At 67.9% G+C, this 26,046-nt stretch carries 27 protein-coding genes; 14 read left to right on the top strand and 13 right to left on the bottom strand.

Annotated elements, in window-relative coordinates:
• Positions 1 to 14 precede the first annotated feature (14 nt).
• The 3 genes from BM394_RS19555 to BM394_RS19545 all read right to left on the bottom strand — a co-directional run bounded on the left by BM394_RS19555 (position 15) and on the right by BM394_RS19545 (position 2,460).
• Positions 15 to 671 (bottom strand): DUF5134 domain-containing protein, encoded by a 657-nt coding sequence (locus tag BM394_RS19555; protein WP_245780318.1) that lies wholly within the window; start codon positions 669 to 671, stop codon positions 15 to 17.
• A gap of 184 nt (positions 672 to 855) precedes the next feature.
• Complete coding sequence (locus BM394_RS19550; RefSeq protein WP_092980646.1) at positions 856 to 1,461, bottom strand: hypothetical protein; 606 nt, start codon at positions 1,459 to 1,461, stop codon at positions 856 to 858.
• Positions 1,462 to 1,539: 78 nt separating this feature from the next.
• On the bottom strand, positions 1,540 to 2,460 hold the full coding sequence (locus BM394_RS19545) for a LysR family transcriptional regulator (RefSeq protein ID WP_092980643.1): 921 nt from the start codon (positions 2,458 to 2,460) through the stop codon (positions 1,540 to 1,542).
• Positions 2,461 to 2,530: 70 nt separating this feature from the next.
• Between BM394_RS19545 and BM394_RS19540 the strand changes: the two genes are divergently transcribed.
• On the top strand, positions 2,531 to 3,658 hold the full coding sequence (locus tag BM394_RS19540) for a TDT family transporter (RefSeq protein WP_092980641.1): 1,128 nt from the start codon (positions 2,531 to 2,533) through the stop codon (positions 3,656 to 3,658).
• An 85-nt stretch (positions 3,659 to 3,743) separates the two neighbouring features.
• Here BM394_RS19540 and BM394_RS19535 read toward each other — a convergent pair whose 3' ends face one another.
• Complete coding sequence (locus BM394_RS19535) at positions 3,744 to 4,349, bottom strand: CGNR zinc finger domain-containing protein (protein WP_092980639.1); 606 nt, start codon at positions 4,347 to 4,349, stop codon at positions 3,744 to 3,746.
• Between the two features lie 91 nt (positions 4,350 to 4,440).
• Here BM394_RS19535 and BM394_RS19530 point away from each other — a divergent pair, with 91 nt between their 5' ends.
• Positions 4,441 to 5,280 carry an alpha/beta fold hydrolase gene (locus BM394_RS19530; RefSeq protein ID WP_092980636.1) on the top strand — a complete coding sequence of 280 codons (840 nt, stop codon included), beginning with the start codon at positions 4,441 to 4,443 and terminating at the stop codon, positions 5,278 to 5,280.
• A 130-nt stretch (positions 5,281 to 5,410) separates the two neighbouring features.
• On the opposite strand, the gene BM394_RS19525 is transcribed toward BM394_RS19530, so the two are convergent.
• Entirely contained in the window at positions 5,411 to 5,755 is a 345-nt protein-coding gene (locus tag BM394_RS19525; protein ID WP_092980633.1) for an MmcQ/YjbR family DNA-binding protein, read from the bottom strand.
• Between the two features lie 60 nt (positions 5,756 to 5,815).
• A complete protein-coding gene (locus tag BM394_RS19520; protein ID WP_092980631.1) occupies positions 5,816 to 7,045 on the bottom strand; it encodes an MFS transporter in 1,230 nt (409 codons plus the stop codon).
• An 84-nt stretch (positions 7,046 to 7,129) separates the two neighbouring features.
• Between BM394_RS19520 and BM394_RS19515 the strand changes: the two genes are divergently transcribed.
• The 4 genes from BM394_RS19515 to BM394_RS19500 all read left to right on the top strand — a co-directional run bounded on the left by BM394_RS19515 (position 7,130) and on the right by BM394_RS19500 (position 10,908).
• Positions 7,130 to 7,759 carry a TetR/AcrR family transcriptional regulator gene (locus BM394_RS19515; RefSeq protein WP_092980629.1) on the top strand — a complete coding sequence of 210 codons (630 nt, stop codon included), beginning with the start codon at positions 7,130 to 7,132 and terminating at the stop codon, positions 7,757 to 7,759.
• A gap of 119 nt (positions 7,760 to 7,878) precedes the next feature.
• Positions 7,879 to 8,601: a type III secretion system chaperone family protein gene (locus BM394_RS19510; protein ID WP_245755626.1), complete on the top strand. Its 723-nt coding sequence runs from the start codon at positions 7,879 to 7,881 to the stop codon at positions 8,599 to 8,601.
• A gap of 353 nt (positions 8,602 to 8,954) precedes the next feature.
• Positions 8,955 to 9,728, top strand: coding sequence for an SDR family NAD(P)-dependent oxidoreductase (locus BM394_RS19505; RefSeq protein WP_092928811.1), 774 nt, complete (start codon positions 8,955 to 8,957; stop codon positions 9,726 to 9,728).
• 313 nt (positions 9,729 to 10,041) lie between these two features.
• Positions 10,042 to 10,908 carry an SAM-dependent methyltransferase gene (locus BM394_RS19500; protein WP_092980826.1) on the top strand — a complete coding sequence of 289 codons (867 nt, stop codon included), beginning with the start codon at positions 10,042 to 10,044 and terminating at the stop codon, positions 10,906 to 10,908.
• Positions 10,909 to 11,235: 327 nt separating this feature from the next.
• On the opposite strand, the gene BM394_RS19495 is transcribed toward BM394_RS19500, so the two are convergent.
• Entirely contained in the window at positions 11,236 to 11,733 is a 498-nt protein-coding gene (locus BM394_RS19495) for a GNAT family N-acetyltransferase (protein WP_245755625.1), read from the bottom strand.
• A gap of 155 nt (positions 11,734 to 11,888) precedes the next feature.
• On the opposite strand from BM394_RS19495, the gene pyrE reads away from it, so the two are divergent.
• The 3 genes from pyrE to BM394_RS19480 all read left to right on the top strand — a co-directional run bounded on the left by pyrE (position 11,889) and on the right by BM394_RS19480 (position 14,448).
• Complete coding sequence (gene pyrE, locus BM394_RS19490) at positions 11,889 to 12,467, top strand: orotate phosphoribosyltransferase (RefSeq protein ID WP_092980824.1); 579 nt, start codon at positions 11,889 to 11,891, stop codon at positions 12,465 to 12,467.
• A 224-nt stretch (positions 12,468 to 12,691) separates the two neighbouring features.
• Positions 12,692 to 13,291 (top strand): TrmH family RNA methyltransferase, encoded by a 600-nt coding sequence (locus BM394_RS19485; protein ID WP_342752758.1) that lies wholly within the window; start codon positions 12,692 to 12,694, stop codon positions 13,289 to 13,291.
• A 191-nt stretch (positions 13,292 to 13,482) separates the two neighbouring features.
• Positions 13,483 to 14,448 (top strand): DUF368 domain-containing protein, encoded by a 966-nt coding sequence (locus tag BM394_RS19480; protein WP_245780314.1) that lies wholly within the window; start codon positions 13,483 to 13,485, stop codon positions 14,446 to 14,448.
• Between the two features lie 318 nt (positions 14,449 to 14,766).
• Here BM394_RS19480 and BM394_RS19475 read toward each other — a convergent pair whose 3' ends face one another.
• The 3 genes from BM394_RS19475 to BM394_RS19465 form a co-directional block, all read right to left on the bottom strand.
• Positions 14,767 to 14,994 carry a hypothetical protein gene (locus tag BM394_RS19475; protein WP_092980625.1) on the bottom strand — a complete coding sequence of 76 codons (228 nt, stop codon included), beginning with the start codon at positions 14,992 to 14,994 and terminating at the stop codon, positions 14,767 to 14,769.
• Between the two features lie 46 nt (positions 14,995 to 15,040).
• Entirely contained in the window at positions 15,041 to 16,219 is a 1,179-nt protein-coding gene (nagA, locus tag BM394_RS19470; RefSeq protein WP_092980623.1) for an N-acetylglucosamine-6-phosphate deacetylase, read from the bottom strand.
• A gap of 393 nt (positions 16,220 to 16,612) precedes the next feature.
• Entirely contained in the window at positions 16,613 to 17,197 is a 585-nt protein-coding gene (locus BM394_RS19465; protein ID WP_092928806.1) for a SigE family RNA polymerase sigma factor, read from the bottom strand.
• A gap of 96 nt (positions 17,198 to 17,293) precedes the next feature.
• On the opposite strand from BM394_RS19465, the gene BM394_RS19460 reads away from it, so the two are divergent.
• The 4 genes from BM394_RS19460 (at position 17,294) to BM394_RS19445 (ending at position 21,566) form a co-directional block, all read left to right on the top strand.
• Complete coding sequence (locus tag BM394_RS19460; protein WP_092980618.1) at positions 17,294 to 17,575, top strand: YciI family protein; 282 nt, start codon at positions 17,294 to 17,296, stop codon at positions 17,573 to 17,575.
• A gap of 910 nt (positions 17,576 to 18,485) precedes the next feature.
• Positions 18,486 to 19,181, top strand: a complete 696-nt coding sequence (locus tag BM394_RS19455; RefSeq protein ID WP_139235271.1) for a hypothetical protein — start codon at positions 18,486 to 18,488, stop codon at positions 19,179 to 19,181.
• 628 nt (positions 19,182 to 19,809) lie between these two features.
• A complete protein-coding gene (locus BM394_RS19450) occupies positions 19,810 to 20,220 on the top strand; it encodes a DUF3151 domain-containing protein (RefSeq protein ID WP_092980818.1) in 411 nt (136 codons plus the stop codon).
• A 218-nt stretch (positions 20,221 to 20,438) separates the two neighbouring features.
• The gene (locus BM394_RS19445; protein WP_092980816.1) at positions 20,439 to 21,566 is read left to right on the top strand and encodes an FUSC family protein; all 1,128 of its coding nucleotides are present in this window, start codon (positions 20,439 to 20,441) and stop codon (positions 21,564 to 21,566) included.
• Between the two features lie 100 nt (positions 21,567 to 21,666).
• Here the strand turns inward: BM394_RS19445 and BM394_RS19440 are convergent, their stop codons facing one another.
• Positions 21,667 to 22,323 carry an HNH endonuclease family protein gene (locus BM394_RS19440; protein ID WP_092980612.1) on the bottom strand — a complete coding sequence of 219 codons (657 nt, stop codon included), beginning with the start codon at positions 22,321 to 22,323 and terminating at the stop codon, positions 21,667 to 21,669.
• 153 nt (positions 22,324 to 22,476) lie between these two features.
• Positions 22,477 to 23,181 (bottom strand): hypothetical protein, encoded by a 705-nt coding sequence (locus BM394_RS19435; RefSeq protein ID WP_175530179.1) that lies wholly within the window; start codon positions 23,179 to 23,181, stop codon positions 22,477 to 22,479.
• 145 nt (positions 23,182 to 23,326) lie between these two features.
• On the opposite strand from BM394_RS19435, the gene BM394_RS19430 reads away from it, so the two are divergent.
• Positions 23,327 to 24,613, top strand: a complete 1,287-nt coding sequence (locus tag BM394_RS19430) for an adenylosuccinate synthase (RefSeq protein WP_092980608.1) — start codon at positions 23,327 to 23,329, stop codon at positions 24,611 to 24,613.
• A 320-nt stretch (positions 24,614 to 24,933) separates the two neighbouring features.
• Here the strand turns inward: BM394_RS19430 and BM394_RS19425 are convergent, their stop codons facing one another.
• The gene (locus tag BM394_RS19425; RefSeq protein WP_092980810.1) at positions 24,934 to 26,007 is read right to left on the bottom strand and encodes a glycerophosphodiester phosphodiesterase; all 1,074 of its coding nucleotides are present in this window, start codon (positions 26,005 to 26,007) and stop codon (positions 24,934 to 24,936) included.
• Between the last annotated feature and the right edge of the window lie 39 nt (positions 26,008 to 26,046).

Here is a 26,046-nt window from a genome sequence, read left to right as displayed (position 1 = left end):
CTCCTCGTTTTCCGCTACATGACCGCGAACATGTAGGCCATGCTCGCCGCCATCACCGCCAGCGTCACCCGCACTCCCACGGTGGAATGCGCGACCAGCCCCACCACCGGCCCCGCCGTGGGGTCGGGCGCGGGTTCGGCCGTCAGCGGTGTCACCCCGTGCTCGTGCTGCCGGACGGGTTCCGCCGCCGGGGTGGACGTGGTGGCGACGGTGGCCGGAACCCGGTGGTTGAACACCGGAAGTCGGTCCCATGCTCCCACGCCGTAGGCCACCGCCTGGCAGGTCAGGTAGACCACGAACACCCAGTTCAGCCAGTCCGGGCGTGCCGTCGGCGCCAGCAGCATGTAGGACATCGCCGCCATGTCCACCGTGGACAAGAACCACAGCGGGTTGAGCGCACCCTCGCGGACGCGGAAAGTGACGGTTATGGCGGCCTGTGTGAGTGTCACGAGAACGAACAGGGCCAGCCCGACCCGGTACAGCTCCGGGTTCGTCATGCGGGGGAACAGATACATCAGGGCCATCCCCGCCGCCATGACCGTGTGGCCCGCGTGCCATGCGCGGTGTTGCCCGGACATCGCGATCAGGTGGCCGGCGTGCACCAAGATCACCACGAAAAGTGCCAGTGCCCACACGATTCGTAGCCACATGGGTAAAAGTGGCATGTGCATTGCCGCCATCTCACCGTGCATGCCCGTTTCCGTTTCTCGACCGTCGAGTCGTGGGACGAACCGTGTTCGCCGTGCACGTCGTCCGGAGGGGCCGTTCGGTTCCCGGGGGCGCCCGAAGTCGCACCGGAAGTGGACAACGTCACACCGGCCCGGCGATTTCCGGGCGGGGTCCGGTCGAGTTCGGTCAGCGGTGTCCGGAAACGGCGGCCGAGGTGACCTCGATGATCCTCGCGACGCCGACGGGCGGTCGACTCTCGTGCATCGTGATCGCGTCGCCCGCGGCCAGGTGCCGCCACTGCTCCGGGCTGAGCGGGGCGAGCCGGACCGTGGCGCTGTGCCCCGGTGGCAGTTCGGCGAGCCCTTCCGACCAGAGCCCCGCGACGTTGAGAGGCCGCTCACTTCCGGGAGCGCGGTTACCGATGTTCCAAAGCGGTCGGAGTCGTCCGTCGCCGGGAACCGGGGTTCGTCGTCCGCCCTCACTGGTCGGCAGCAGGCTCAGCCGTGCCCGGACCGTGCCGTGTCGCGTCTCGTGATCGCGCAGCACACACCACGCGGCTGTATCCGTGAGCCTCAGTTGTCGTGCGCTCTCGGTGAGCATCCGCCAGAAGTCGACGGGGACCGGATGTGACTCGCCGATCCGCAGCAGCAGGTCGAGTGCCAGTTCCCAGTCCCCAGCCCGCTGACAGTCCCGAACGTCGTCCGGGAGTGCCCCGTTCTCGGCCCGCGCGTGTTCCGGCAACAGCTCGGTAGCCCGGCGGATGAGCGTGAAGGCGTCGTGCACCCCGAACATCCTTCCCGGCACGGCGTACTCACAGCTACGGTCCCCTCACCCGGCCGTCGATTTCTCGCGAAATCGACGCCGCCGGTGTCACTCCCCCCGGAGTGCGATGGCGAGCAGATCGCGGGCCGGGCCGCGTAGCGGCGTCCCTTCGGGCCAGACCGCGCGCAGGCTCCGGGTCAGATCGAGTTCGGCGACCCCGAGCCGCACGAGCGTTCCCGCGGCGAGTTCGGTGCTCACGGCACGGGCGCTGAGTACGGCGGGACCGATCCCGCCGGTCACGGCCGCCTTGATCGCGGTGGTGGAGGAGACCTCCAGCAGTGGCTCGGCGGTTTCGAGCCCGGCGTGTTCCCGCAGCGCCCGTTCCAGCGCCCAGCGGGTTCCGGAGCCGCGTTCCCGGCTGACCAACGAGGTGGCGGCCAGCTCGTCGGCCCTCGGCTCACGTCGGCGGTTGGCCCAGGGGTGCGCCGGCGCGACGACCAGCGCCAGTTCGTCCCTGGCGACCTCACGCGCGGACAGTCCACTCGCCACTTCCGGGCTCTCGACGAATCCGATGTCGGCCGTACCGGCCAGCACACTCGTCGCGACCTCCGCCGAGTTGCCCGAGTCCAGCGCGACAACGGTCTCCGGATCGGAGGCCCGCAGCGCGATCAACCAGCGGGGCAACAGGTACTCGGCCACCGTCAGGCTCGCCGCGATCCGGACGTGGCCGTGGTGATCGGCCCGCAGGGCGGCGATGCCCGCGGCCAGGTCCGAGGCGGCTTCGACAGTGGCCTGCGCCCAGCTCGCCACGAGTTCTCCCGCCGTGGTCAGCCGGGTTCCGCGCGCGCGACGTTCGAGCAGGGCGGTGCCGACATCGGCCTCCAACTGCCGCAGCCGCGCGCTGGCGGCGGGTTGGGACATGCCGTGCGAGCCTGCCGCCTGCCCGATACTGCCGAGTTCGGCCACGCTCAGCAGCAACTCGTAACCGGTCAGATCGCGTACCGACCGGGGTAACGGCCGAGAAGACATAGGCACAGCTTATGCACTCCCAATCGACGAGGGACTACTCGGCCGCGACGAATCGAACGAGGGTGGAAGCATGACCGGCACCGCCCTCGCCGAGGAACCCGCGACGTCGCGACGCTTCGTCCCGTTGCGCGAACTCGATCATCCGGCCCGGGTCTTCGCCCGACTCGGTCCCAACTGGTTCGCCTCCGTGATGGGTACCGGCATCGTGGCCAACGCCGCCGCGACCCTGCCGGTGTGGTTGCCCGGGGTGCGCGCCGCGGCCACCGTGGTCTGGGCGTTCGGTGCGCTGCTGCTCCTCGCGCTCTGCGCCGCGTGGGCGGTGCACTGGACCCGCCACACCGGGACGGCGCGTGGTCACGCCCACGATCCGGTCATGGCCCAGTTCTGGGGCGCTCCTCCGATGGCGCTGATGACGGTCGGTGCGGGCACCCTGCTGCTGGGCAGGGACTGGATCGGGCTCGCCCCGGCACTGACCGTGAACTGGATACTGTGGACGGCCGGAACCCTTCTCGGGCTGTTCACCACCGCGTGGATCCCCTACCGGATGATGACCACGCACGACATAACGCGTGACAGTGCCTTCGGCGGCTGGCTGATGCCCGTGGTTCCTCCCATGGTCTCGGCCGCCAACGGCGCACTGCTCGTCGAGCACCTGCCGGCGGGACAGCCCCGCCTGGCCATGCTGCTGGGCTGCTACGCGATGTTCGGCATCAGCCTGTTCGCGACGCTGTTCATCGTTCCGCAGCTCTGGCAGCGCCTGCTGCGCCACAAGACCGGTGCCGCCGCGACCGTACCCACGGTGTGGATCGTGCTCGGCCCACTCGGGCAGTCCGTCACGGCGGTCAACCTGCTGGCCCGTCCGGCCGGGAGCGTCCTGCCGGCGCCCTACGGGGCGGCCGCCGACGCCCTCGGTCTGTTCTACGGGGTGGCCGCCTGGGGATTCGCCCTCGTCTGGCTGACGCTGGCCGCCGCGCTCACCGTCCGCGCCGCCCGTTCCGGGCTGCCCTTCGCGCTGACCTGGTGGAGCTTCACCTTCCCGGTGGGCACCGTCGTCACCGGCACCAGCGGCCTGGCCGCCCGCACCGGTTCGCTGCTGTTCACCGTTGTCGCCGTGGCGCTCTACCTGCTGTTGGTGCTCGCGTGGCTCACCGTGGCCGTGCGCACGGCACACGGCAGCTACCGCGGTGGGCTGTTCTGACCGACAGCCGGGACCCACCGGGGGTCTGATCGGGGCCGGGGCGTCGATTTCTCGCGAAATCGCCGCGCCGGGCGTCCGGGCGGTGTTACCGGCTTCGGCCCCGCTGGTGGCGTTCGGCCTTGGCTCTGTTGCCGCAGATCGCCATCGAGCACCACCGGCGTCGTCGGGTCGGCGAGGGGTCCAGGAAGAGCCACGAGCACCGGCCGCACACACCGATCAGCGACCGCTGCTCGCTCAGCAGCAGTTCCGCGCTCGCCAGCGCGGTCCGGTGGGCCACCAGGCGCGGCCCGAGGCGAGCGGTGTCGAACACCCAGGTATGTCGGGTGCGGAACAGCTCCGTGGGTTCCGCCTCCCGTTGCGCGGTCAGGATGTCGGCCTTGACCCTGTCCCGGACGGCCCGCTCGCATCGAACCCGCTCCACCCCCGCGAGCAGGAAGGTGTGCAGCGCCTCGCGCTGTTCGCGCAGTTCCACCAGCGCCCCGTCCGTTTCCGCCCGGTCCTCCGCCGCGCGGCTCAGCAGGTACTCGTGCTCCTCCGATTCGAGCAGCCCGATCGCGTGTGCCCAGTCGGCCGCGTCGGTGAACTCGCGCAGGTACTCCACGTCGCGGCTTCTGGTGCGGCCTCCGACCGTGTTGACGAAGACCAGCGCCGGATGATCACCGATCAACGAGTCAGCCGTCCAGTCGGCCATTTTTCCTCCGCGAGTGTGTCGCCGGTCGGGTTGACAGCTGGGTGCGCCGCGGCAACCATACTAACCATAAAATCCAACAAAGGGGTTAGTTATGTTCGAGACGTCGGACCGCGAGTCGTGGAACCCGCCCGAGGTGTTCGAGTTCCGTGGTCAGGAGATCCGCTACGGAGTCATGGGAGAGGGAGACCCCGTGGTCCTGCTGCACGGCACGCCGTTCTCCTCGGTGGTCTGGCGACGGGTCGCGCCGCAACTCGCCCGCGACCACCGGGTGCACTACTTCGACCTGCTCGGCTACGGCCGCTCGGAGAAGAAAGCGGGGCAGGACGTCTCACTGGGGGTGCAGAACGGGCTCTTCGCCGCGCTGCTCGACCACTGGGAACTCGATTCCCCGCACGTGGTCGGGCACGACTTCGGCGGGACCACCGCGCTGCGCACCCATCTGCTCGACGGCCGCGACTACCGCTCGATGACGTTGATCGACCCGGTGGCGCTCAGTCCGCACGGTTCGGAGCTCGTGCGAACGGCCCGGCGCCACGAGGACGCGTTCGGCGAGCTCCCCGCCTACATCCACGAGGCGGTCCTGCGCGCCTACATCGGCGGAGCGGTGTGCCGCTCGCTGTCCGAGCGGGAGATGCGGTACTACCTCGAACCCTGGTCGGGGGAGCGGGGGCAGGCCGCGTTCTATCGCCAGATCGCCCAGATGCACGACAGCCACACCGACGAGATCCAGGACCGCTACGACGAGATCCGCTGTCCGGTCACCCTCCTGTGGGGCGAGCGGGACGCGTGGATTCCGCTGGAGAGAGGTCGGGAGTTGGCCGCACGCATGCCGCACACCGAGTTCGGCGTCGTCCCCGAGGCGGGACACCTGGTTCCCGACGACGCTCCGGAAGCGGTCGTGGCCGCGGTGCTCGATTCGTCGCGTCGATAGCGGAAGCGGTACCGCTCGGCAGGCGGTCCGAGGACGTGATCGCGGCATCGGAGGTGATCAGGAGTACGTCCGGGGAGGACGCGGGTTCGAGGGGCTCGCGCCCGCCGTCTACCGGATTTCCCGCCCCGAACTACTTCCCGTCGAGCTCCGCGACGAGACGTGCGGGAGCCCGTAGCCGGAAGGACTCCTCGACCAGCTCCGCGGCCTCGGCGCGATCGACACCATCGAGTCGGACGAGCAGCATCGGTCGACCGTTGTAGTGGGAGTTCGTGAAGAACTTTTCGGGTTCGGCTTCGAGCAACGCTTCTTTCTCCTCGACCGAACCGACCCACACCACGAGCGCTTCCGGCTCGTCGCGAACCCAGCTGAACCCTCGTGGTTTCGTCCGCCACGACGGTTGCCCGCCGTAGGAGGGCTGTTCGTAAGCGCCCGGCAGACCGCGAACGATTTCGCGGATCTCGTCGATGGTGACCATGACCGCAGCCTGCCCTACCGCGCCGTTCGTGTCTCGCGGTCGTCCGTGACCGGCGCGTGGTCAACGACTCCTGCCGCTGCCGATCCCGGCCAGCACGGTGAACGCTCCCGCTGCCACGGCGAACACGATCGTGGCGTTGTCCAGTCCGAACAACGTGGTCAGGTAGCCGAGCAGGATGCTGGAGCCTCCCGCGGACAGGTAGGCGACCACGTAGATCATCGCCGAGGTGCCCGCGCGCTGCTCGGGCCTCGCCAGGGCGCTGAGCATCCGGAAACCGCCCATGAACATCAGTCCCCAGCCCGCACCCAGCACGACTGAGCCGCCGAACAGCAGCATGGCGCTTCCGAGGACCACCGCCGTCGCCACGGCGGCCAGGCCGAGCAGCAGTAGCGGAACGGCCAGCCGCACCGCGCGTGTGCCGTGCCATCCCGAAGCCAGCACCTGCGCTACGCTGCCGACCCCGGCCAGCACCGTGACTGTCAGCCCGCCGACGAAGTGGGAGTTGCTCCCGACCAGTCCGCTCGCCACCGACGGCCCCAGCGACATGAACATCCCGCCGATGGTCCACGCCGCCAGCATCGTGGTGGCCAGCAGCGCGAACGTCCTGCCCTGTCCCGCGGGCACGATCGGCCGCTGCGGACGCGGTATCCGGCGCGGCTCACCACGTCGGCCGGTCACGGGTTCCGGCATCGCCACCGCCCCGAGGAGCAGTAGCACCAGTGCGGCGATCAGCACGAGATAGCTCAGCTCGGTGGGAGCGGGAGCGAACTGCACCAGCGCCCCTGCCATCACCGACCCGACGGCCATGCCTCCCGACGCGGCGATTCCGTTCACCAGCGGTCCGCGTCCGCTGCCCGGCGGTTGGAAGTCCAGCAGCGTGGCACTGACCGCGCTGGTGACGGAGCCGGTGGCCAGTCCCTGCAGAATCCGACCGGCGCACAGCCACCCGACGCCCGGTGCGAACGCCAGTACGAGCAGCGAGACCGTTTCGAGCGCTATAGCTCCCAGCAGCACGGGGCGTCGTCCCAGGTGGTCCGACAGGGAACCGAACAACAGCAGCGCTGCCAGGATCCCGACCATGTAGACGGCGAAGACGAGCGTCAGCACCGTGCTGGAGAAGCCCCATTCCCGTTGATAGATGGCATACATCGGGGAAGGGGCGGTGGAAGCCATCAGAAACACCGCGAGAATCGCTCCCGCCAGCGCGAAAGAGGTGCCGGATCGTTGTCGGCGACCGCGTGCGTGCTTCGTGCCTGGTGGGGCCGTCGTGGCGCTTGGCTCGGGCGGCATGATTCTCCTCACCGGAGCGAGTTATTCCGCGCGGAGCAACACGACCCCGGAGCGGATCATTCCGCTCCGAGGTACGCTGTGGTCATGACCACAACCCAGCACGCCGTGGACTACGACGAACGCGTGATCAGCGCGGCTCGCGAGGTGTTCGCGCAGCAGGGATTCGCCGCCCCGGTCTCCGAGATAGCCGAGCTCGCCGGGGTCGGGGTGGCCAGCATCTACCGGCGTTACCCGAACAAGCGACGCCTGGCCGAGCGAGTTCGGATCGCCGCCATGAGTCGTGTCATCGCCGAGGCGGAGTCCGCCGGGGAGACCGAGCCCGACGATCCCTGGGCCGCTTTCGTGCGGTTCGTGCGGGGGTGTCTGCGCGCGCACACCGGGATCGGCGTCGTGCTGCCGCCCTACGAGGAGTCCGAGGACGTCTCCGAGGAGCTCACCCGGCTGCGGCGACGCATGATCGAGCACATCGAGGAACTGGTGGTCACGGCCCAGCGTGCGGGGCAGCTGCGCGGTGATCTGCGCTCGGCCGATGTGTTTCTGCTGTTCAAGCACCTCAATCCGCCGCTTGCCACCGAGGAGGACCGCCGTGCCGAGCTGCGGCAGCGCTACCTCGAACTGCTGCTTCCCGGACTCCGCGAGCGGACGGACCGGCTACCGGGGGACGCGCCCGACTGGGACGAACTCTTCCGGATGTGCGTTCCCGGTGGACAGTGATACTCCGGCTCGACCCGGCCGGTCCGGCCCACGTCTTTTCGGGTGTTCTCCCGGCGCGTTACGCGATTCGGGGAGCAGGTGATCTTCGCACCGCTCCGTCGGCCGACTACCCTGCGCGTGTGGGCATACCTGCATGGGTCTGGTTCGCCGTGGCGGCGGTCGCGACAGCGGCGGGCGTCACGCTGCTGATCACCGACCACGCGCGGCGAACGGCGAAGAACCGGGAAAGAAGACGTTGGGCGGCGCTGCGTGGCTGGCAGTTCGCCGAGTTCGACCAAGTGTTGCCGACCAAGTGGCAGCGGGGTCTGCTGCCGCAGTACAACGGGGCGGTGGCCACCGACATCGTGGCCGGGTCCACCTTCACCGCCGACGGGAGGCGCCAGGTCTCGGTGCTCGACCTCGTTGTCGGCGGCAGGACGGTGGCGGTGCTGCTCGGGCTCCGCTGCCGCCGGTCGGCCGCCACCACGCTCGAACTGTGGTTGCCGGAGGTGCCGGTTCCGCCGGAGTCCGAACTCGACCTGCTCGGCCCGGTAGGCTCGCGCTACGCGTTCGTGGGTGACGTCGCCACGGCTCGGCCGCTGGTCACTCCGGACGTGGTCGACGCCGTCGAGGAGTTCGGCGACGACGTGACCGTGGCCTGGGCGGAGAACGACTGGGTGCTGGCGGCGCTGGAACCCGCCGCGGCCGAACCGGAACAGCTGGAGAGCGCGCTGCGGGCGTTGGGCCGGTTCGCCGATCTGCTCGATCCGTTCGAAGTGGACCCCAACGGCGAGACACCCAGTGCGGAGCGTCCCGACGACGAGATAATCCCGAGCCCCACCACCGAGGACGACACCGCTTGAGCCGAACCCCGCCGCACCGCGGGCGCCCCTCGTGATGGTGCGGTGTACCCGGGTGCGGGAGGACGTGGTTGGGCACCGCCACGTGTCCGACCCGCACTGCCCGTCGATTTCGCGAGAAATCGCCGGGCCGGAGCACCTCACGCACCGGGGTCCCTCGCCCAGCCGCGCCGCGATTTCGCGAGAAATCGACGCCGCGGGTGGCTCCGCACGCCCTCGTGCGGGGCCGGGGCGGAAGCACGCCGGAAGACCCGGGACTTCGCCGACCCAGTCTTCACCCCCGAGTCTTCCGTGGACCGACCGGAGAACTTCGGTGGTGGAGGGCATCGGGGAAACTCGCGGGTAGGGTCCGAAACATGTCTACCGCTCTCGTAACCGGTGCTACCGCCGGTATCGGCCGGGCTTTCGCCCGCAGGCTCGCAGCAGAGGGCTACGATCTGGTGCTCGTCGCCCGTGATTCCGAACGGCTGGCCTCGCTGGCCGAGTACCTGGGGGATCGCTACGGTACCGTCACCGAGCGGTTGCCCGCGGATCTCACCCGGGACGAGGAACTCGCGGAGGTCGAACGTCGCCTCGGCGACGCGACCAGGCCGATCGACCTGCTGGTCAACAACGCGGGTTTCGGCACCTCCGGTGCTTTCTGGGACACCGACCCCGAGACGTTGCGGCAGCAGGTGGATCTCAACGTCACGGCCGTGCTGCGGCTGACCCGCGCCGTTGTTCCGGTGATGCGCGACCTCGGCCGGGGCGACGTGATCAATCTGTCCAGTGTGGCTGGATTCTTCGCCATGTCCGGTTCCACCTACTCGGCGACCAAGGCCTATGTCACCACGTTCTCCGAGGGGCTTTCCGCCTCGCTCGCGGGCACCGGAGTACGAGTCATGGCGCTCTGCCCCGGCTTCACCCGCACCGAGTTCCACCAGCGCGCCCGGCTGGAGATGAGCTCGTTGCCGAAGGCGTTCTGGCTGGACGCCGACACCCTCGTGCACGAGGCGCTGCGCGATCTGCGCCGCGGCCGCACCGTGTCGATTCCGGGAGCTCAGTACAAGGCCGTGGTAGCCCTCGGCAAGCTGATACCGAACCGGTTGCAGCGGTTCGTCGTCAGCCACGCCGCGCCGGGGCGCACCTGACCCGAGTCCCGGTCCGACGATTTCGGCTCGGTGTGGTTCCGGCGTGGCCACGCCGAGTCGTATTCCTCCGGGAACAACGCCGAAAAATGAAAATGTGTCACGTAGTGCTCGCTCGGACGGGGTAACACCACGGGCCGGAAGTGCTGCTACTTTCTTCGCGGTGACACCCTGTCCGGAAGACACCGGTGTTCGGTTTCGGATGAGCGTCCCGGGAGATGTCGTCGATCACCGACAACGAACACGGTTTTTCGGAAAGTGGCAGTCCTGTCAGCAGTCATTCGGAAACGAGTTCACCGAGAACCGGAGACACGACATGTCAAACCGAGCGGCATTGGGATCCTCCCTTCCAGCGACCGGTATCGAGAATGCCTACGAACGATTCGCGCCGTTGGCCGAAAAGTACTGGGGTCCCGATCTGCACAACGGATACTGGTTCGACGGTGCGGACGACAGTTCACTGGAGGAGGCCACCGCCAGGCTGGCGGAACTCGTGATCGACAAGCTGCGCGTGTCGTCCGGGGACCGGGTGCTGGACGTGGGGTGCGGTAACGGCCGTCCCACCGTAGCGGCGGGGGCCCGTACCGGTGCCGACATCACCGGTATCGACGTCAACCGTCGTGCGCTGCGAGAGGCCGCCACCCACGCCAGTTCGAACGGTGTTTCGCACTACGTTTCCTTCGAGTACGCCGACGCGCTCAACCCACCGTTCCGCACCGAGAGTTTCGACGCGGTGATGTCCGTCGAGTCCTCGCCGCACTTCGAAACGGGCGAGCTGTTGTCCAGCATGGCCCGGTTGCTGCGCCCCGGCGGACTTCTGGTGCTGGAAACGCCCTACGCGCGAGTTCGAATGACCGAGCGGCTGCGCGCCCGCACCGCCGAGTACTACGAACTGATCCAGGCGGTGTCGCTGGACACGTTGCAACGTTACTTCGAACTCGCTCATGCCGCGGGACTGGCGCCGGTGGAGTTCCTCGACATCACCGAGAACACCGCCCCCACCTGGCCGACGGCGCTACGTCGGTTGCGGGACGACTGGGGCGAGATCGAGCGTTCGCTAGGCTCCGAACTGCCGGAGCGTGCGATCGCCACGACAAGCGCGTGGCGCGAACTCCCCGAGCTGGGAATCATGATCCTCACGTTGCGTCGGGACGACGCGCTGTCCGCCTCCCGGGGGGCGTGATCCCGAGGTGTGTGACCCCGAGGCGTGTGGCGGGCCTTGCGCGCCGGATCCCGAGTCGGCGATCCTGGTCCGTGATTTCCGTGTCGCGGCCGCGCGGGCCGAGCGGGACCGGCGACGCCGTTCGGGTGGGAGTTCGCTGGTCGCTCTCCTCCGGTGATCCGGTCGTGCGCGATTCGTGGTTTCCGTCCGGCCGGAAACCACGAATCGCGCCCCGAGGCCGTCGTCGCTACCCGATGCCTTCGCCCTCGACGTCTCCGCTCTCGGAGCGAGAGCGAGTGGGAGGCTTCGCCAAGCGAGTAGCTCGACAACCCGACCGGAACACTCCGATCAGGCGTCGCTGGTGGCGAACTCCTCCTCGGGAGCCACGGATTTGATCCAGTCCAGGCTGGGGGCGGCGAACAGGGTCATCGTGGTCAGTTCGGTGAACCCCATCGAACGAGCGAGCAGCTTGGATTCCCGGTTGGACGTGGAGATGTCACCCACCACCCGGGTGGCGCCCGCTCGGTAGAGCGCCCGGATGGTCGCGTCGGCCAGTTTGGTAGCCAGCGCCTTGCCCCGGAAATCCCTTCGCAGGCCTATCCATTCGACGTGCCCCCAGTACTTCTGGTCGAAGAACGGCATCGAGGCCAACACGAATCCCACTTTCCGCGAGCCCACCTCCGCCACGTGGCAGGCTTCCGGTTGTTGGTCGAGATGTTTGGCTATGGCTCCCAGCGACCACACGCTGTAGGGAAATACCGAAACGTCGAAAATCTCGTTGCCGAGTTCAAGTATTTCCGGGACGTCGCTGTTCTCGATCGGGCGTACTTCGGCGATTGATGTCATGGCGGAAATAGTAACCGTTGGTTCCTTTTCGGGACGCATCCCTATTTGCTCACACGATCAGGTGAGATTTTTCGTTCTGGCTAAAATTGACTTCGGTTTCGGGTAATATCCCTGAAACTCGTGCCAGGGCGAAAATGATCACCAGCCGGAGCGGTATGCTGCCGGTCGTGGAGGAACCAACCGCGCACACTACTGTTGACCAGCGACGTCGAGACCACCTCGCCCGGCTAGTCCGGGACCTCACGGTCGTGCACGAGCCGGTCACGCTGTCCTCGGGACGCCGGGCCGACTACTACGTGGACCTGCGCAGGGCCACGTTGCACCACGAGGCGGCGCCGCTGATCGGAACGCTGCTGCGGCAGCTCACCTCGGACTGGGACTACACGGCCGTTGGCGGGCTCACGCTGGGCGCGGATCCGGTGGCCACCGCGGTACTGCACTCCTCCGGCGCCCCGCTGGACGCGTTCGTGGTGCGCAAGAACGCCAAACAACACGGCATGCAGCGTCGGATCGAGGGGCCGAACGTCTCCGGACGTCGGGTGCTGGCCGTGGAGGACACCTCGACCACCGGTGACAGCGTGCTCACCGCGGTCGAGGCCCTGCGAGAGGCCGATGCCGAGGTGCTCGGCGTGGCCACCGTGGTCGACCGCGACACCGGAGCCCGCGAGGCCATCGAGGCCGCGGGACTGCCGTACCGCTCGTTGTTGGGGGTCACGGATCTGGGGCTGGACTGAAGGAAGCCGACAAAGCACTACCAGCAGGAGTCTTGGTGATTCCCAACGACAGCGCCGGGGTGCACCGGAGCGCGTCCGAGGACGAGCACCCGGCCGACGACTCCCGGGACGCCGACCGGCAGCAGGGCGGGGCGGGAGCTTCCGAACACGGCTCGTCCGAGCGAGGGGCATCCGAGCAGGGGCAGTCCGAGGCCGGGCCGACCGAGTGGGGTGCCCAGGTCGGGGTGGGCCCGTGGGAAGGGGAGTGGCCCGCGGACGAGCACTACGATCCCGAACTCCTGGAGCACGGTGATCGTCGCAACGTGGTCGACCACTACCGCTACTGGAGTCGGCGGGCCATCGTGGCCGATCTGGACCGTAGGCGGCACGGTTTCCACGTCGCCATCGAGAACTTCCAGCACGACCACAACATCGGAACGGTCGTACGTACCGCCAACGCCTTCGCGGCGCGGGAGGTGCACATCGTCGGCCGCAGACGCTGGAACCGGCGCGGCGCCATGGTCACCGACCGCTACCAGCACGTGCGCCATCATCCGGGGCTGGACGAGCTGCGTGCCTACGCCGAGGAGCACTCGCTGCGGGTGGTGGCCGTGGACAACACCCCCGGAGCCACCCCGATAGAGCGGGTCGAACTGCCGGCCGACTGCGTGCTGCTGTTCGGGCAGGAGGGGCCCGGTCTCGGTGACGACTCCCGTCGCATAGCCGATCTGGTGGTCTCCATAGCGCAGTTCGGTTCCACGAGGTCGATCAACGCCGGGGTGGCCTCCGGGATCGTCATGCACACCTGGATCAGGCAGCACGCCCGGTTGGAGAACGCCTGGTGACCTCGTCACTCCGGGGCAACGGGGCAACGGGGCAACGGGGCCGCTCTTACGATCTCCGGCGAGCTCTCGGTCACTGGCGGGTGGCACCATGAGGGCGATCGGTAGTGTCGTACTCACGTGAACCGGCGACTCCCCTCCGCCGGAGCGTTCGGCACGGGCGGGCCCGGTGGTGCCGCCGGTTGGTTTCTCCAGTGTCCGACAATGAAAAGCAGGTCATGGTCAACTCATTGCGTGCGTATCTAGCGAACCTGTTCCGCGGTGCTCTGATCGGTACCGCCGAGGTCGTTCCCGGTGTAAGCGGTGGAACGATCGCCCTGGTCACCGGGATATACGAAGCACTGATCGGTTCCGCGGGACATCTGCTCAGCGCGTTGCGGCTGGCCGTGGCCGACGTGCCGCGTGGCGCCGGTTTCACCCGCGCGGGCGCCGAGTTCCGCAAGGTGCGTTGGGACGTCGTGCTTCCCGCGCTCATCGGGCTGGTGTGCGCCGCGTTGATCGCCGCGAAACTGCTGGAACCGGTGATCGAGGAGCACCCGATCTCCTCCCGCGCGGTGTTCTTCGGGCTCGTGCTGGCCTCGCTGTGGGTTCCCATATCCATGATCGGTCGGGCCTGGCGAGGTGCCGACGTCATCACGGCCGTGCTGGCCGCACTGCTCGCGTTCGGGCTCACCAGCCTGCCCCCGACCACTGTCTCACCCAACCCGCTGATCGTGGCGCTGGCAGCGGCGGTGGCGGTCTGTGCCCTGGTGCTGCCCGGGGTTTCCGGATCCTTCTTCCTGCTTTCCTTCGGGCTCTACGAAACGACGCTCTCCGCGCTCAACGAGCGGGACATCGGCTACATCGCGACCTTCGCAGTGGGCGCGATCATCGGTCTCTCGCTGTTCGTCAAGCTGTTGCAGTGGCTGCTGGAGCACCGCAGGCGGATCACGCTGGTGGTGATGACCGGGATCATGGCCGGTTGCCTGCGCGCCCTGTGGCCCTGGCAGACCGAGGAGCACCGCGAGCTGCTCGCCCCCTCGGGCAACGTGGGCGTGACGGTGCTGTTCTTCCTGCTGGGGGTGGCCCTGGTGACGGCGGTGCTGGTGATCGAGCACCTCGCGCTGCGGAACAGGCCGAACGACGACGAACCCACCGAGCAGATCTCCAGGGTCGGCTGACTGAGGGTTTCGGCGGCTCGGTTGGCGTAGGGGCTCGGGCGGCGGAACCTCGCGCACGGCTCTCGCCGCGGGGCCGGAGACATCGGGTAGGTACTACACAACGTCTCCGGCGTCCTCGCGAGAGCCGCACGGGAGAACCCGCGGCGGTGCCGACTGCGGGAGTGGTTGGAGTGCGGCCCGCGGGGGTGGTCGGGGCTAGGCTCCGCGTCGAAGTGGCGCGGCGATTTCGCGAGAAATCGACGATCCCCCTCGCGAGTCGCCGCCGCGGCGTCCCCGGGACAGGGGCTCGGCCGCGCCGCTGAGCTCCCCGGCCCGAGCTCATTGCAGTGAGATCACGCCCGCGATGCCGCCGACGAGGATTCCCAGCAGCAGCGCGTAGAGCAGTACACGCAGCACCGGCAGCCCCCGCGGTTTCGGCTGCCGCGGCGGCCGCTGGTTCGGTGCGGATTCGGGTTCCGCGTTCCCGTTGCCGGTCGCCTGGGCGCGCAACGCGGCGGAGAGCATCCGTTCCGGATCCGGGTCGCCACCCGTCGAGGACGTACTCATGCCCTTCAGCGTAGGTATCCGTGCGGTTTCCGTGTGGGAGTGGTGTTCATCCCACCAACCTGGCGGTGTCGTCCGGCGCCGCCGGAACCACCGACCCGTCCTTGAGCACGTGCTCGGGCCGCAGCCGCTCGTCCAGTACCACGAGGTCGGCGGCCAGTCCGGTGCGGATCGAACCCAGCCGATCGGACAGGCCCAGCAGCTCGGCCGGTTTGGTGGAACAGGCCGCCACCGCCTCCGGCAGGCTCAGTCCGCAGCGTTCGACGAGGTTGCGCAGTGCGGTGTCCATCGTCAGCGTGCTGCCCGCCAGGGAGCCGTCCGCCAGCCTGGGTTCACCGTTGGTGACGGTCAGCGGCAGGCTGCCCAGCTCGTAGTGCCCGTCCCCCGCCTCCGTGGCGCTGATCGCGTCGGTGACCGCGACCGTGCGCGAGGGGCCCGCGTGCCGTGCGACCAACCGCGCCACCGTCGGGTGCAGGTGCACCATGTCGCAGATCATCTCCACGGTGATCCGCTCGTCGTTCAGCAGGGTGCCCACCGGCCCCGGCTCGCGGTGGTGCAGTGGCCGCATCCCGTTGAACAGATGGGTCGCCACGGTGGCTCCGGCGTCGATCGCCGGGCGCACCTGCTCGGCCACCGCGTCGGTGTGACCGACGGCGGCTATCACCCCGGCCTCGGCGAGTTGTTTGACCGCTTCGACGGCACCGTCGAGTTCCGGTGCCAGCGTGACCATCCGGACCTCGCCCTCACCGGCTTCGAGCAGTTCGGCGACGCTTTCCGGATCGGGGGCGCGCAGCATGTCGGTGTCGTGGGCGCCGCATCGCACCGCGGAGAGGAACGGGCCCTCCAGGTGGATTCCGGCCAGCAGTCCCTCGCGCACCGGTCCGAGCAGCGAGCCGATCTGTTCCCGGAGCTGCGGTACGGAGGCCGTGACCAGGCTGGCCAGCATCGTCGTCGTGCCGTGCGCGCGGTGCGCGGCCACGGCGGTGCTGATCTGCCGCCTGTCCCGGCTGGTCAGTGATCCGCCGCCTCCGCCGTGGCAGTGGATGTCGACGAATCCGGGCACGATCCAGTGGCCGCTGAGCTCCGGCCGCAGTCCGCCGGGGGCGGGGCCTTCACCGATCTCGGCGATCCGTCCTTCCTCGACGCGGATCCAGCCGTCCCGCGGCGCTCCCTCGTCGGTGACGATCCGCCCGCCGATCAGCGACGGCTCGGTTGCTTCGTTGCTCACAGTCTCGGCGTTCCTTCCAGGAGCGGCTGCGGTCGGTGCCGCTGGAGTCGCCCCGTGTTGCCGGGCGAATGTTTCGGGTTGCTAATCCGATCCTGCGACATCGACCCCACTTTGGTCTACACCACCTGTCGGAGACGTGGTGTGTGCCGCCCTTTCGGGGTAATCGGCGAAGTGAATCGATTCAACCGGTGATCGTGCTGACACGAGCCGTGACGATCTGGCGGCATCAGTGCCGAAACCACGTACGCGGCCCTGATGTCCGCGTACGCTCCCGCGGGGACGGCCCCGACGGGGTGCGGAACGCTACCCGAGGTCGGGGGTACCCGCGGGTGAGAGCCTGCGGGAGGCTCCGCCGCTCACGTCGCCGAGCGAGCCGAGGTGTGGAACTTCCGATCAGGCGTTGCCGAGCTGCTTCTGCAGCGCTTCGAGCGCCCGGCTGGCCGTGGATTTCACCGTTCCCTTGGACACACCGGTCGCCTCGGCGATCTCGCCCTCCGACATGTTTCCGTAGTAGCGCAGTACCAGCACCTCGCGTTGCCGCCGGGGCAGATGTCCCAGCGCGGCCACGATCGCCTGGTGCTCGCTGGAGAGCATCGCCAGTGACTCGGCGGAACGCGCGTCGGGCTGGTGCGGCGGCTGGTACTCGCGTGCGGTCTTGCGCCGCCGCAGCACCGATCGGCTGCCGTTCACCACTGCCGTGCGCAGGTATCCCACGGCGGCTTTGGAGTCCCGCAGCTGCGACCAGTTGCGATACAGCCCGGTGAACGCCTCCTGCACCACGTCTTCGGCGGTCGCCGGGTCGTCGACGAGCAGTATGGCGAGCCGCACCATCCGCATCTGCTGGTTGCGGTAGAGATCCTCCAGTGTCATTGGTGCCTGGGGCTGATCGTCCTGTTCGTCCGATCCGTCCAGAGCACGTAGGTGGCCGAGCGTGCGCTCGACCGAGCGTTCCACTCCGCTGGTTCCGTCCCCGATCACGATTCAGCAAGGTACCGGCTCAGCCCCCGGTTCGTCTGCTTACCCGGTAATCTCCGCAAGAAACTTGTGACCAACACATCGTCAGAAAGGGTGGAAATGGCCACTTTCGTCGTGCACATCCGATACGGCGAGGACCGTGAACTGCTCGAACGGGTCCGCCCGGAGCACCGGGACTACTCCAAGGCCCTCTCGGACCGAGGAGTGCTGCTGGCCGGTGGGCCGTTCGTCGACGGTGACGGCGCGATGCTGGTCTACGAGACCACCGACCGTGCCGAACTCGACCACATCCTGACCGAGGACCCCTACGCCAGGGAAGGTGTGCTGCGCGAGACCACGGTTCGGGAGTGGAAAGCGGTCGCCGGGAGCTGGCTCGGCTGAGATCGGCTGGAGCTCCTCGGGTCGGTCGTCCCCGGGAGCCGGTAGGCCTCTCGGGGCGGCCGGGCCGAGTACGAGGCCGCTTCGACGTCGGACGCGTCGAATGACACCGATGATTCGGACCGAACAGCCCGAGCCCCGAGATCGGAGCACGAGACCTCGCACAGCCTCTCGACTCCTCATTCGGCCGCTGTTGCTGTTGTTGCGCCGGAGCTCGGTGGAAGAGCCCTTGGTTGATCGCGCTCCTCTTGCGGGGCTCGCTGAGAATGGGGGTTGTTACCTCCGCTGCATTCAGGAGATCCGGATACAGATATCCGCTAACGTCCCGTGGACACCGTTGCGACGTTGTATCCAGCTCTCACACGTTGATGTCGGTGAGTTCACCGTGACCGAATACGTTCGAACTCGGTGGTGTATTCCAACGGCGCGTGTACACGTGGCTGCTGCGAGGACGGTGCCGTGCTGACTGATCGCCGGTCGATGTCATACCGGTCGTCGCATTCCAACCGTACTGAACTGGTCGAGCTCATCAGTCGACTTCGGGATCAGTGGTGGAGCACGCCCCAGATGTCGTTGCAGCTGGCGAACCCGCTGTAGACGGCCGGGACGACCCGCCGCCGACTCCATCCTGGAACCCTGCGGTAACCATCCCCGTGGGGCGCACATGGGTGAGGTCGTCAGGTCAGTGTTCGTTTTCTGTCACTACGTGAACAAGGGTTGGCTGTGTCGTGAAAACACGAATTTTCGCAAATAATCAAAATGCTATCCAAATTGCTGAATTTTTCCTGGGTTGGCTGCCTGGTGTCTTTTGTCGCTGGCGTAATGATTGACCGACAAAAGCGCGTGTGAGTAATTTTCGGTTTGGTCGGATCGAGTTTCGACGAAATGTTCTCCGAGGGAGCGAGTGTGTACTGTGGTATTCTCGATCAGAGCATCGCGCTGCATTGGCGCGGCAACTTTAGGGGTTATGGCTTTCGTGGGTTCTGGTGCGGTCGCTTGCGCTGGTGACCGCTCGAGTGGTGCGAATTCCGGTTTTTCCGATCGTGCGGTTGTTCGAGTAGGCGACGGCCAGGGGCGACGTCAGCTCGTTTCCAGTGATACGCTCAATCGAATCAAACCATACGTGTCCGTCGACTCAAACGGTGTGACGATGACTGTTCCCGATGAGGTCGAGAATAATCTTCCTCGGAAGGAGATGGAGCATCTTCGGGAATACCAGAGTCAGATCAACCAGCTGATCGCTGACGGTGCAGCGGAAGTTCGGCCGGATGGAACTATTGTCCCGTCCGGTTCCGCCGAGAGGCAGAACAGCAAAGTCCTCCGGGAGCCGACAGGACATGGTTACGTGAAAGCGCACTGGTATGGATTGGAGATCGCCTTCGATTCCTGGGTGCGGAACAAGATCAACACAACCGGCGGGGTAGGTGCCTTGGTCGGAGCCATCGCCACGGGTCCGTGGGCTGTCGTTATCGAGGCCGCGGCCGGTGTTATCGTTGCCGAGGCCAACGCGTGCGCGCACGAGGACGGCTATACGTACATGTACTTTATCGGAGTGACCGCGCCTGTCACGGGCGGAATTCCCACTCCTGTTTGCAATCCCTTCGGATGATCAAGCGATTATGCCATTGAAGACGGATGGACTCAAAGAATCGTCTACCTTTCGCTGGGCCGGTTTCGTGGTTTCACTGGTGCTGGCATTGGCAGCGGCGATCGCCGGATCGGTTGCCCTTTTCGCGGGAGCGGGCAGCACACCTGCGGTAGTGCTATTGTTCTGCTATCTGGGGTGCAAGCTGGTGCTGTACATTTTGGGCTGGCGGACACCGTTGTACAACAACGCATCTCGATAGGGAGTGTGCGGAGGTGCCGAGGTCACGCCTCTCGTGATGGCAGAAGACCTCGGCATCGTTGCTGGTTGTGAGGTGCTTCGGGATCGGATGGTCGAGTCGTCGAAGACGAGCTCTCCACTCCGCTTGGGCGGACGACCTCTCCGGGAGATGCACCCGATCCGGGTCGCGTCCGCCCCGGGAGTGCACGGGAAGATTGGCTGGTGGACAGGTGATACGCGGCGTGTCGTAGTCGGCCTCGAACACCACCGGAATCCCCGACGCCAGTGGTTCACCGAAGTTGGACCCCCGCAGCCGCCGGACAGGTGTGGCTCCCTCGGTCGTGCCGAGTTCGGCGCACCGGCGCCCGCGACCGGCGACCTCCCCCGGTCCGGCTGGCAGGATGAGGTCATGATGACGCGAGGAAACCTGCTGGAACCACCGGAGACGCTGCTGCCCGAGGACAGCGATGCGCAGGCGGAGCTGGACCGGGGTGACGACCCCGCCGATGTCGCGGCCCGACACCCCACCTTCAGCGCCGCGTGGGCCCGGCTGGCCGAACTCGCCCTGGAATCCGGGAGCCCCGTCGCCGCCTACGCGTACGCGCGCACCGGCTACCACCGTGGCCTGGACGCGCTGCGCAAGGCGGGCTGGAAGGGCTTCGGCCCCGTCCCGTGGCACCACCGCCCGAACCAGGGTGTGCTGCGCTCCGTGGCGATGTTGGCGAAGGCGGCCCGGGACATCGGCGAGGACGAGGAGTACCAGCGTTGCAGCCAACTGCTCGCCGACAGTGATCCGGCATCCCTGGAGGCCAACGGCATCTGACCCGAGCGGGCCGGGCCGCGGGAGCGGTCCGGCCGCCGGCCACGCCGGTGCTCGCCGGGGAGCGGTTCCGGCCGTAGTCGTTCACCAGCCGGGCCGGAAGCTTGGGTCGCCCACTCGTGGGCCCGCGACCGACCCCGAGCGGGTTCCGTCAGGGGCTCTTGCCGGGGACGCGTCCGGGCTGACAGGATCACGCGCCGTGATTGTCGCAGAATGACAGCGTGCAGCGATTTCGCCAGGAACTCCTCCGACGAACGCAGCGTCTACTGCGGACCGGTATCCCGATCGTGCAGTGCGCGATCTCGGCCGGGCTCGCCTGGTTGATCGCCCGGCACGTGGTCGGCCACCCCGAGCCCTTCTTCGCGCCGATAGCGGGTGTGATCGCACTCGGCATCTCGTTGGGACAGCGGCTGCGCCGCGCCGCCGAACTGGTCGTGGGGGTCAGTGTCGGTGTGGGGATCGGCGACATACTGATCTCCGTCATCGGGACGGGGCCGTGGCAGATCGCGCTGGTGGTGGCGCTTGCCATGAGCACGGCCGTGCTGCTGGACGCGGGCGGCGTGATCGTCATGCAGGCGGCTTCGTCCTCGGTGCTCGTCGCCACCCTGCTGCCGCCCGCCACGATGGGTGGGCTCAACCGCATGGTCGACGCCGCGATCGGCGGTGTGGTCGGTCTGATCGTGGCCGCGCTGCTGCCGCAGAACCCGCTCGCCGTGGCCCACCGCTACGGCAGGACGGTGCTCGGCTCGTTGGCCGACGCGCTGCGCGGCATCTCCGCCGCCATGGCGGGCGAGGACAGTGCCGCAGCCTCCGACGTGCTCGTCGCCGCACGTAAGAGCCATCGCTCGGTCGAGGAACTGCGTTCCGCCCTGACCACCGGCGACGAGATAGCCAGATACGCTCCGATCCGTTGGCGCAACCGCGGGGAGCTGGAGCACTACCAGACCGCCGCCACTCCCGTCGATCGCGCGTTGCGGAACACCCGGGTGCTCGCCCGCCGCGCGTTGGCCGCGTTGCGCGACGAGGAGCCGGTCCCCGATCCGGTGCCGGGCATGTTGGAGGAACTGGCCGGGGTGGTGGTGCTGCTGCGGGACGAGCTCGCCGACGGCTCGGAACCGTTGCGCACCAGGGAAGCGGCCCGCTCGGTCGCGCGCCGCACCACGGTTCGACTGGTGTCCGAAACGGACTTCTCCATGCAGGTGGTGGTGCTGCAGATCCGTTCCATCACGGTGGACCTGCTGCAGGCCACGGGACTGAGCCGTTCCGAGGCGCTGGCCAGCCTGCCCTCGCTGCACCCGGATTCCGGGGACGATTCCGCCGAAACCCCCTCCGACCGGCCTCCGGAGTGACCCGCGCCACGGCCGCTCTCTCGCCGCCGGAGGTCTCCGGAGCGGGTTCCCCCGGGAGGTTCCGAGCGAACATCCCGACAACCCGACCGGAAGACTTCGATCAGCAGCCGTCCAGCACACCGCGCAGCGTGGTCCGCTCGGCCCCGGTGACGGTCAGTTCCCAGTTGTGCTTGGTGCCGATCCAGGACCTCACGTACTCGCAGTGGAAACTCTCGTCCGGTGGTAGCCACTCGTCCGGGGTGTCGTCACCCTTGGACTGGTTGACGTTGTCGGTGACGGCGAGCAACTGCGGGCCGGACAGGTCGTTGGCGAACCGTTCGCGTTTCCGCTGTGTCCAGTCGGAGGCCCCGGAGCGCCAGGCCGCGGCCAGCGGAACCATGTGATCTATGTCCAGATCGGAGGGGTCGCTCCAGCTGCCGTCGTCGTAGGGGCTGTCCCAGGTCCCCGAGGTGGGGTAGCAGTCCGAGCCGGTTCGCACGTTCTCACCGTCGCGAATGAGCACCCGTTCCCGGACGTTGCAGTTCTCGCCCTCGGCCTTGCCCCAGTGCGGGAACTCGTCGCGGTCGTACCCGTCCATCGAACCCTCCGGGGCGGTTCGGAGGTCGGCGAGCATTTCCTCCGCCCGCGCGGTGTCCGGTGCGCCCGGTGGTCCGGCGCTCGATTCGGTTTCCTCCGTCGGGGTGAGGGTGGCGCATCCCAACGCGACGAGGACGGGTAACACGGCTGTCGCCGTACGTAGTGCTCTTCCGGCGGGCATGACTGGCCTCCAGGACGAATCCGGCCGAGGGGCGGCCGTGTGGGGTGTGAGGACTCGTGAGGTGCGGAAGGTACCTGATCTCGGCATACGGGTGGCGAGCCGGACCGCGCAATCCCCTGTCCGATGATTGTCTTCGGCGTGGGGTGCTGGGAGTCACGGGCGGGCGAGCAGCAGGTCCCGGGTGTGCCGATACCAGGCACAGCGGTGCAGCGGCCGGGGATGCGCCACCCCGTCCCGGTGGACCGTGGTCTCCTCGAAACTGGCCTGCATCGCGCGGCCACGTGCCGATTCGCTTCGCTGCCACAGCAGTTTCCGCCTGGTCACCACGGTCACCAGGCCGGTCGTGACCGGTGCGGGCTGGGTGGTGAGCGGGTCGTCGGTGGGCTCGCTCAGCGGTGGCGCGTCCGGATCGGGGAAGACCTCGACCGAGCGTGCCGAACCGTGCAGCATGCGCTGGTCGTCGCAGTACACCTGACCGGTCATCGGTGCGATGGCGCCGCGTCCCAGCAGCACACCGCCGGAGTCGTCCCTGATCAGCGGAGTGGCCCTCGTCGGTGCCGCCAGCGCCGTGTCGAACTCCCCGACCGGGAGGGACCACACCGAGCTCGCGGGCGAACGGGTGACCGGGACGTAGCCCACGGACAGCTCCGCTAGTAGATTCTTACGCAGCAGCCGCAGCACCACGGCGGCCAGATCCGCATCCGTACCGTGCACGACCACGCGGCCCTCGGCCTCGAGGAGTATCGGGTCCACGTCGGTGCGTGACGGCTGGGGCGGTAGGTCGAACCACCGCACGTCGGCACGGGCCGGGCGTGCTTCGCGTTCGATGTTTCCGCAGGATAGTGCGGTGGTAGTCACGTTACGCTCCTGGTTTACCCTGATCGATCGGCATTCGCAGGTGCCGGGCCTTCCTCGGTGTGGCGGCGCACCCGTGGCCACCGACAGCGATGACCCGCCGTTACCAGTTGCACAGACCGCCTCCAGTGACAGGTTGGAGTTTCACATGCCGGCAATCGTGTTGATCGGCGCCCAGTGGGGTGACGAGGGAAAGGGTAAGGCGACCGACCTGCTCGGTGAGCAGGCGCAGTGGGTTGTCCGCTACCAGGGTGGCAACAACGCGGGTCACACGGTGGTTTTGCCGGACGGGCAGGACTTCGCGCTGAAGTTGATCCCCTCGGGGATCCTCAGCCCGGAGGTGCACAACGTCATCGGCAACGGTGTGGTGGTCAGCCCGGAGGCCCTGCTGGAGGAGCTGGACGGGCTGGAGTCCCGTGGCGTGGACACCTCCAAGCTCTCGCTGTCGGCCGACGCGCACCTGGTGATGCCTTACCACGTGGCGATGGACCGGGTCACCGAGCGTTACCTCGGCAAGAAACGCATCGGGACCACCGGTCGGGGCATCGGTCCCTGCTACCAGGACAAGGTCGCCCGGGTCGGGGTTCGGGCGCAGGACGTGCTGGACGAGAAGATCCTCCGGCAGAAGGTCGAGGCCGCCCTGGAGTACAAGAACCAGGTGCTGGTCAAGGTCTACAACAGGCGTGCGATGGACCCCGAGGAGGTCGTCGACACGGTGCTGGCGCAGGCCGAACGGTTCGCGGGCCGGGTGGCGGAGACGAAGCTGATGCTGGACCAGGCACTCAGCCGGAACGAGACGGTGCTGCTGGAGGGGTCGCAGGGCACGCTGCTCGATGTGGACCACGGCACCTACCCGTTCGTCACCTCCTCCAACCCCACGGCCGGTGGTGCCTGTGCCGGAGCGGGGATCGGTCCGAGCAGGATCGACTCGGTGATCGGCATCATCAAGGCATACACCACCCGTGTCGGGGCGGGCCCGTTTCCCACCGAGCTCACCGACGAGGCGGGCGAGAACCTGCGCAAGGTCGGCGGTGAGGTCGGGGTGAACACCGGCAGGGACCGCCGCACCGGCTGGTTCGACGCGGTGATCGCGCGTTACGCGACCAGGGTCAACGGCATCACCGACTACTTCCTGACCAAGCTGGACGTGTTGTCCGGGCTCGAGACGGTGCCGGTCTGCGTGGCCTACGACGTGGACGGGATGCGCACCTTCGAGATGCCGATGACCCAGACCGGTGTGCACCACGCCGTGCCGGTCTACGAGGAGATGCCCGGCTGGCGCGAGGACATCAGCGGGGCGCGCACCTTCGAGGACCTGCCTGCCAACGCCCGTGCCTACATCGAGCGGCTGGAGGAGCTCGCCCAGGCGCGGATCTCGGCGATCGGGGTCGGTCCCGGGCGGGATCAGACCATCGTGCGCCACCAGATGGCATGACTGCGTTTCGGGCTGTCGGTCTGCGTAGCTGGTTGAAGTGGCGGAACCTCGCGCACGGCTCTCGCTCCGGGAGGCCCGACATCGGGTAGCGACCTACACAACGTCGGGCCTTCCTCGCGGGAGCCGCACCGGAGGACCCGCGGCGGCGCCGATCGCGTAAGTGGTGGGAGCTCGGCGCAGCGCCGTCCCACCGCCCGGCGATTTCGCGAGAAATTGACGGAACTGGGGTCGCACCGCCGTGCGGGGGTGTCAATTTCTCGCGAAATCGGCGCCCCCGGAGGTTTCGCCACCCGCACCGCTACGAAAACCGGCTCACCTCGTCATTGCTCGTTCCGTGCGTGGTGGGCGAGATCGGGCTGATCGGCGAACACGGCATCCACGCCTGCGGCGAACAACTCCCGGAGGAAGCCGAACACGTCGCCGTGGGCACCGTCCACGTCGGAACTTCGGAACTCCGCGGGCAGGAAGGTGTTCTCCGCTCGCACCGTGTAGGTGACCACCCGCAGGCCGGCCTCGTGGGCGTGCGTCACCAGGCTCGTCGGCTCGGTGAGGCGACCGTTCTCGTCCTCGGGCAGGATCATGGTCGTGACCGGTGCCACCCAGTCGGCGTACTCGGACATCTCGCGCAGTCCGGCGGGGGTCACCATGTCGGCGTACTCGCGCGGGTCACCGCTCTCGACGAAGTCGCGCGGCGCGCCGCTGCTCCACACCAGCTGCACCAGATCGACGCGCAGCCGCCGGTCCAGCCAACGCAGGTTGCCGACCTCGAAGGACTGCACCGCCACCCTCGCGTGTGGGTGGTTGAGTCCGTTGCGGTCGAGGGCCCGCACCACGTCGGGCTCCATGCCCAGTCCCACGGAATCGAAGTAGCTCGGATGCTTGATCTCCGGTGCGATTCCGATCCGCCTGCCCAGCTCGCGGGACAGTTCCCGCTCGAGATCGATGATCTCCTGGAAAGTGGGGATCTCGAACCGGCCGTCGAAGACGGTGTTGTGCTGCCTGAGCTCGGGGAGGCGTTCGGTCGCCCGCAGCGTCTTGAGTTCGGCCAGGGTGAAGTCCTCGGTGAACCAGCCGGTCACCCGCTCCCCGTCGATGACCTTGGTCGTCCTGCGGTCCGCGAACTCGGGGCGCTCGGCCACGTCGGTGGTTCCGCTGATCTCGTTCTCGTGCCTGGCGACGAGGACCCCGTCCTTGGTGGGCACGAGATCGGGCTCGATGTAGTCGGCGCCCATCCGCGCCGCCAGCTCGTAGGAGGCGAGGGTGTGTTCCGGGCGATAGCCCGGTGCTCCCCGGTGACCGAAGACCCGGATGGTCTCGTCCCCCTTCGGGTGTCGTTTCGCGTCCGAATGCCTCGGGACGGTGGTGTCCGGTTCGGCGACCGAGGACACGCCCATGACGGGCAGCGCCGCGAAGGCGAGCGTACAAAGTATCGC

It is taken from the genome of Actinopolyspora lacussalsi subsp. righensis, assembly GCF_900116555.1.
Lineage (GTDB): Bacteria > Actinomycetota > Actinomycetes > Mycobacteriales > Pseudonocardiaceae > Actinopolyspora > Actinopolyspora lacussalsi.
Note: the sequence above shows the minus strand (reverse complement) of the source record. Positions and strands in the feature narration are given on the sequence as shown.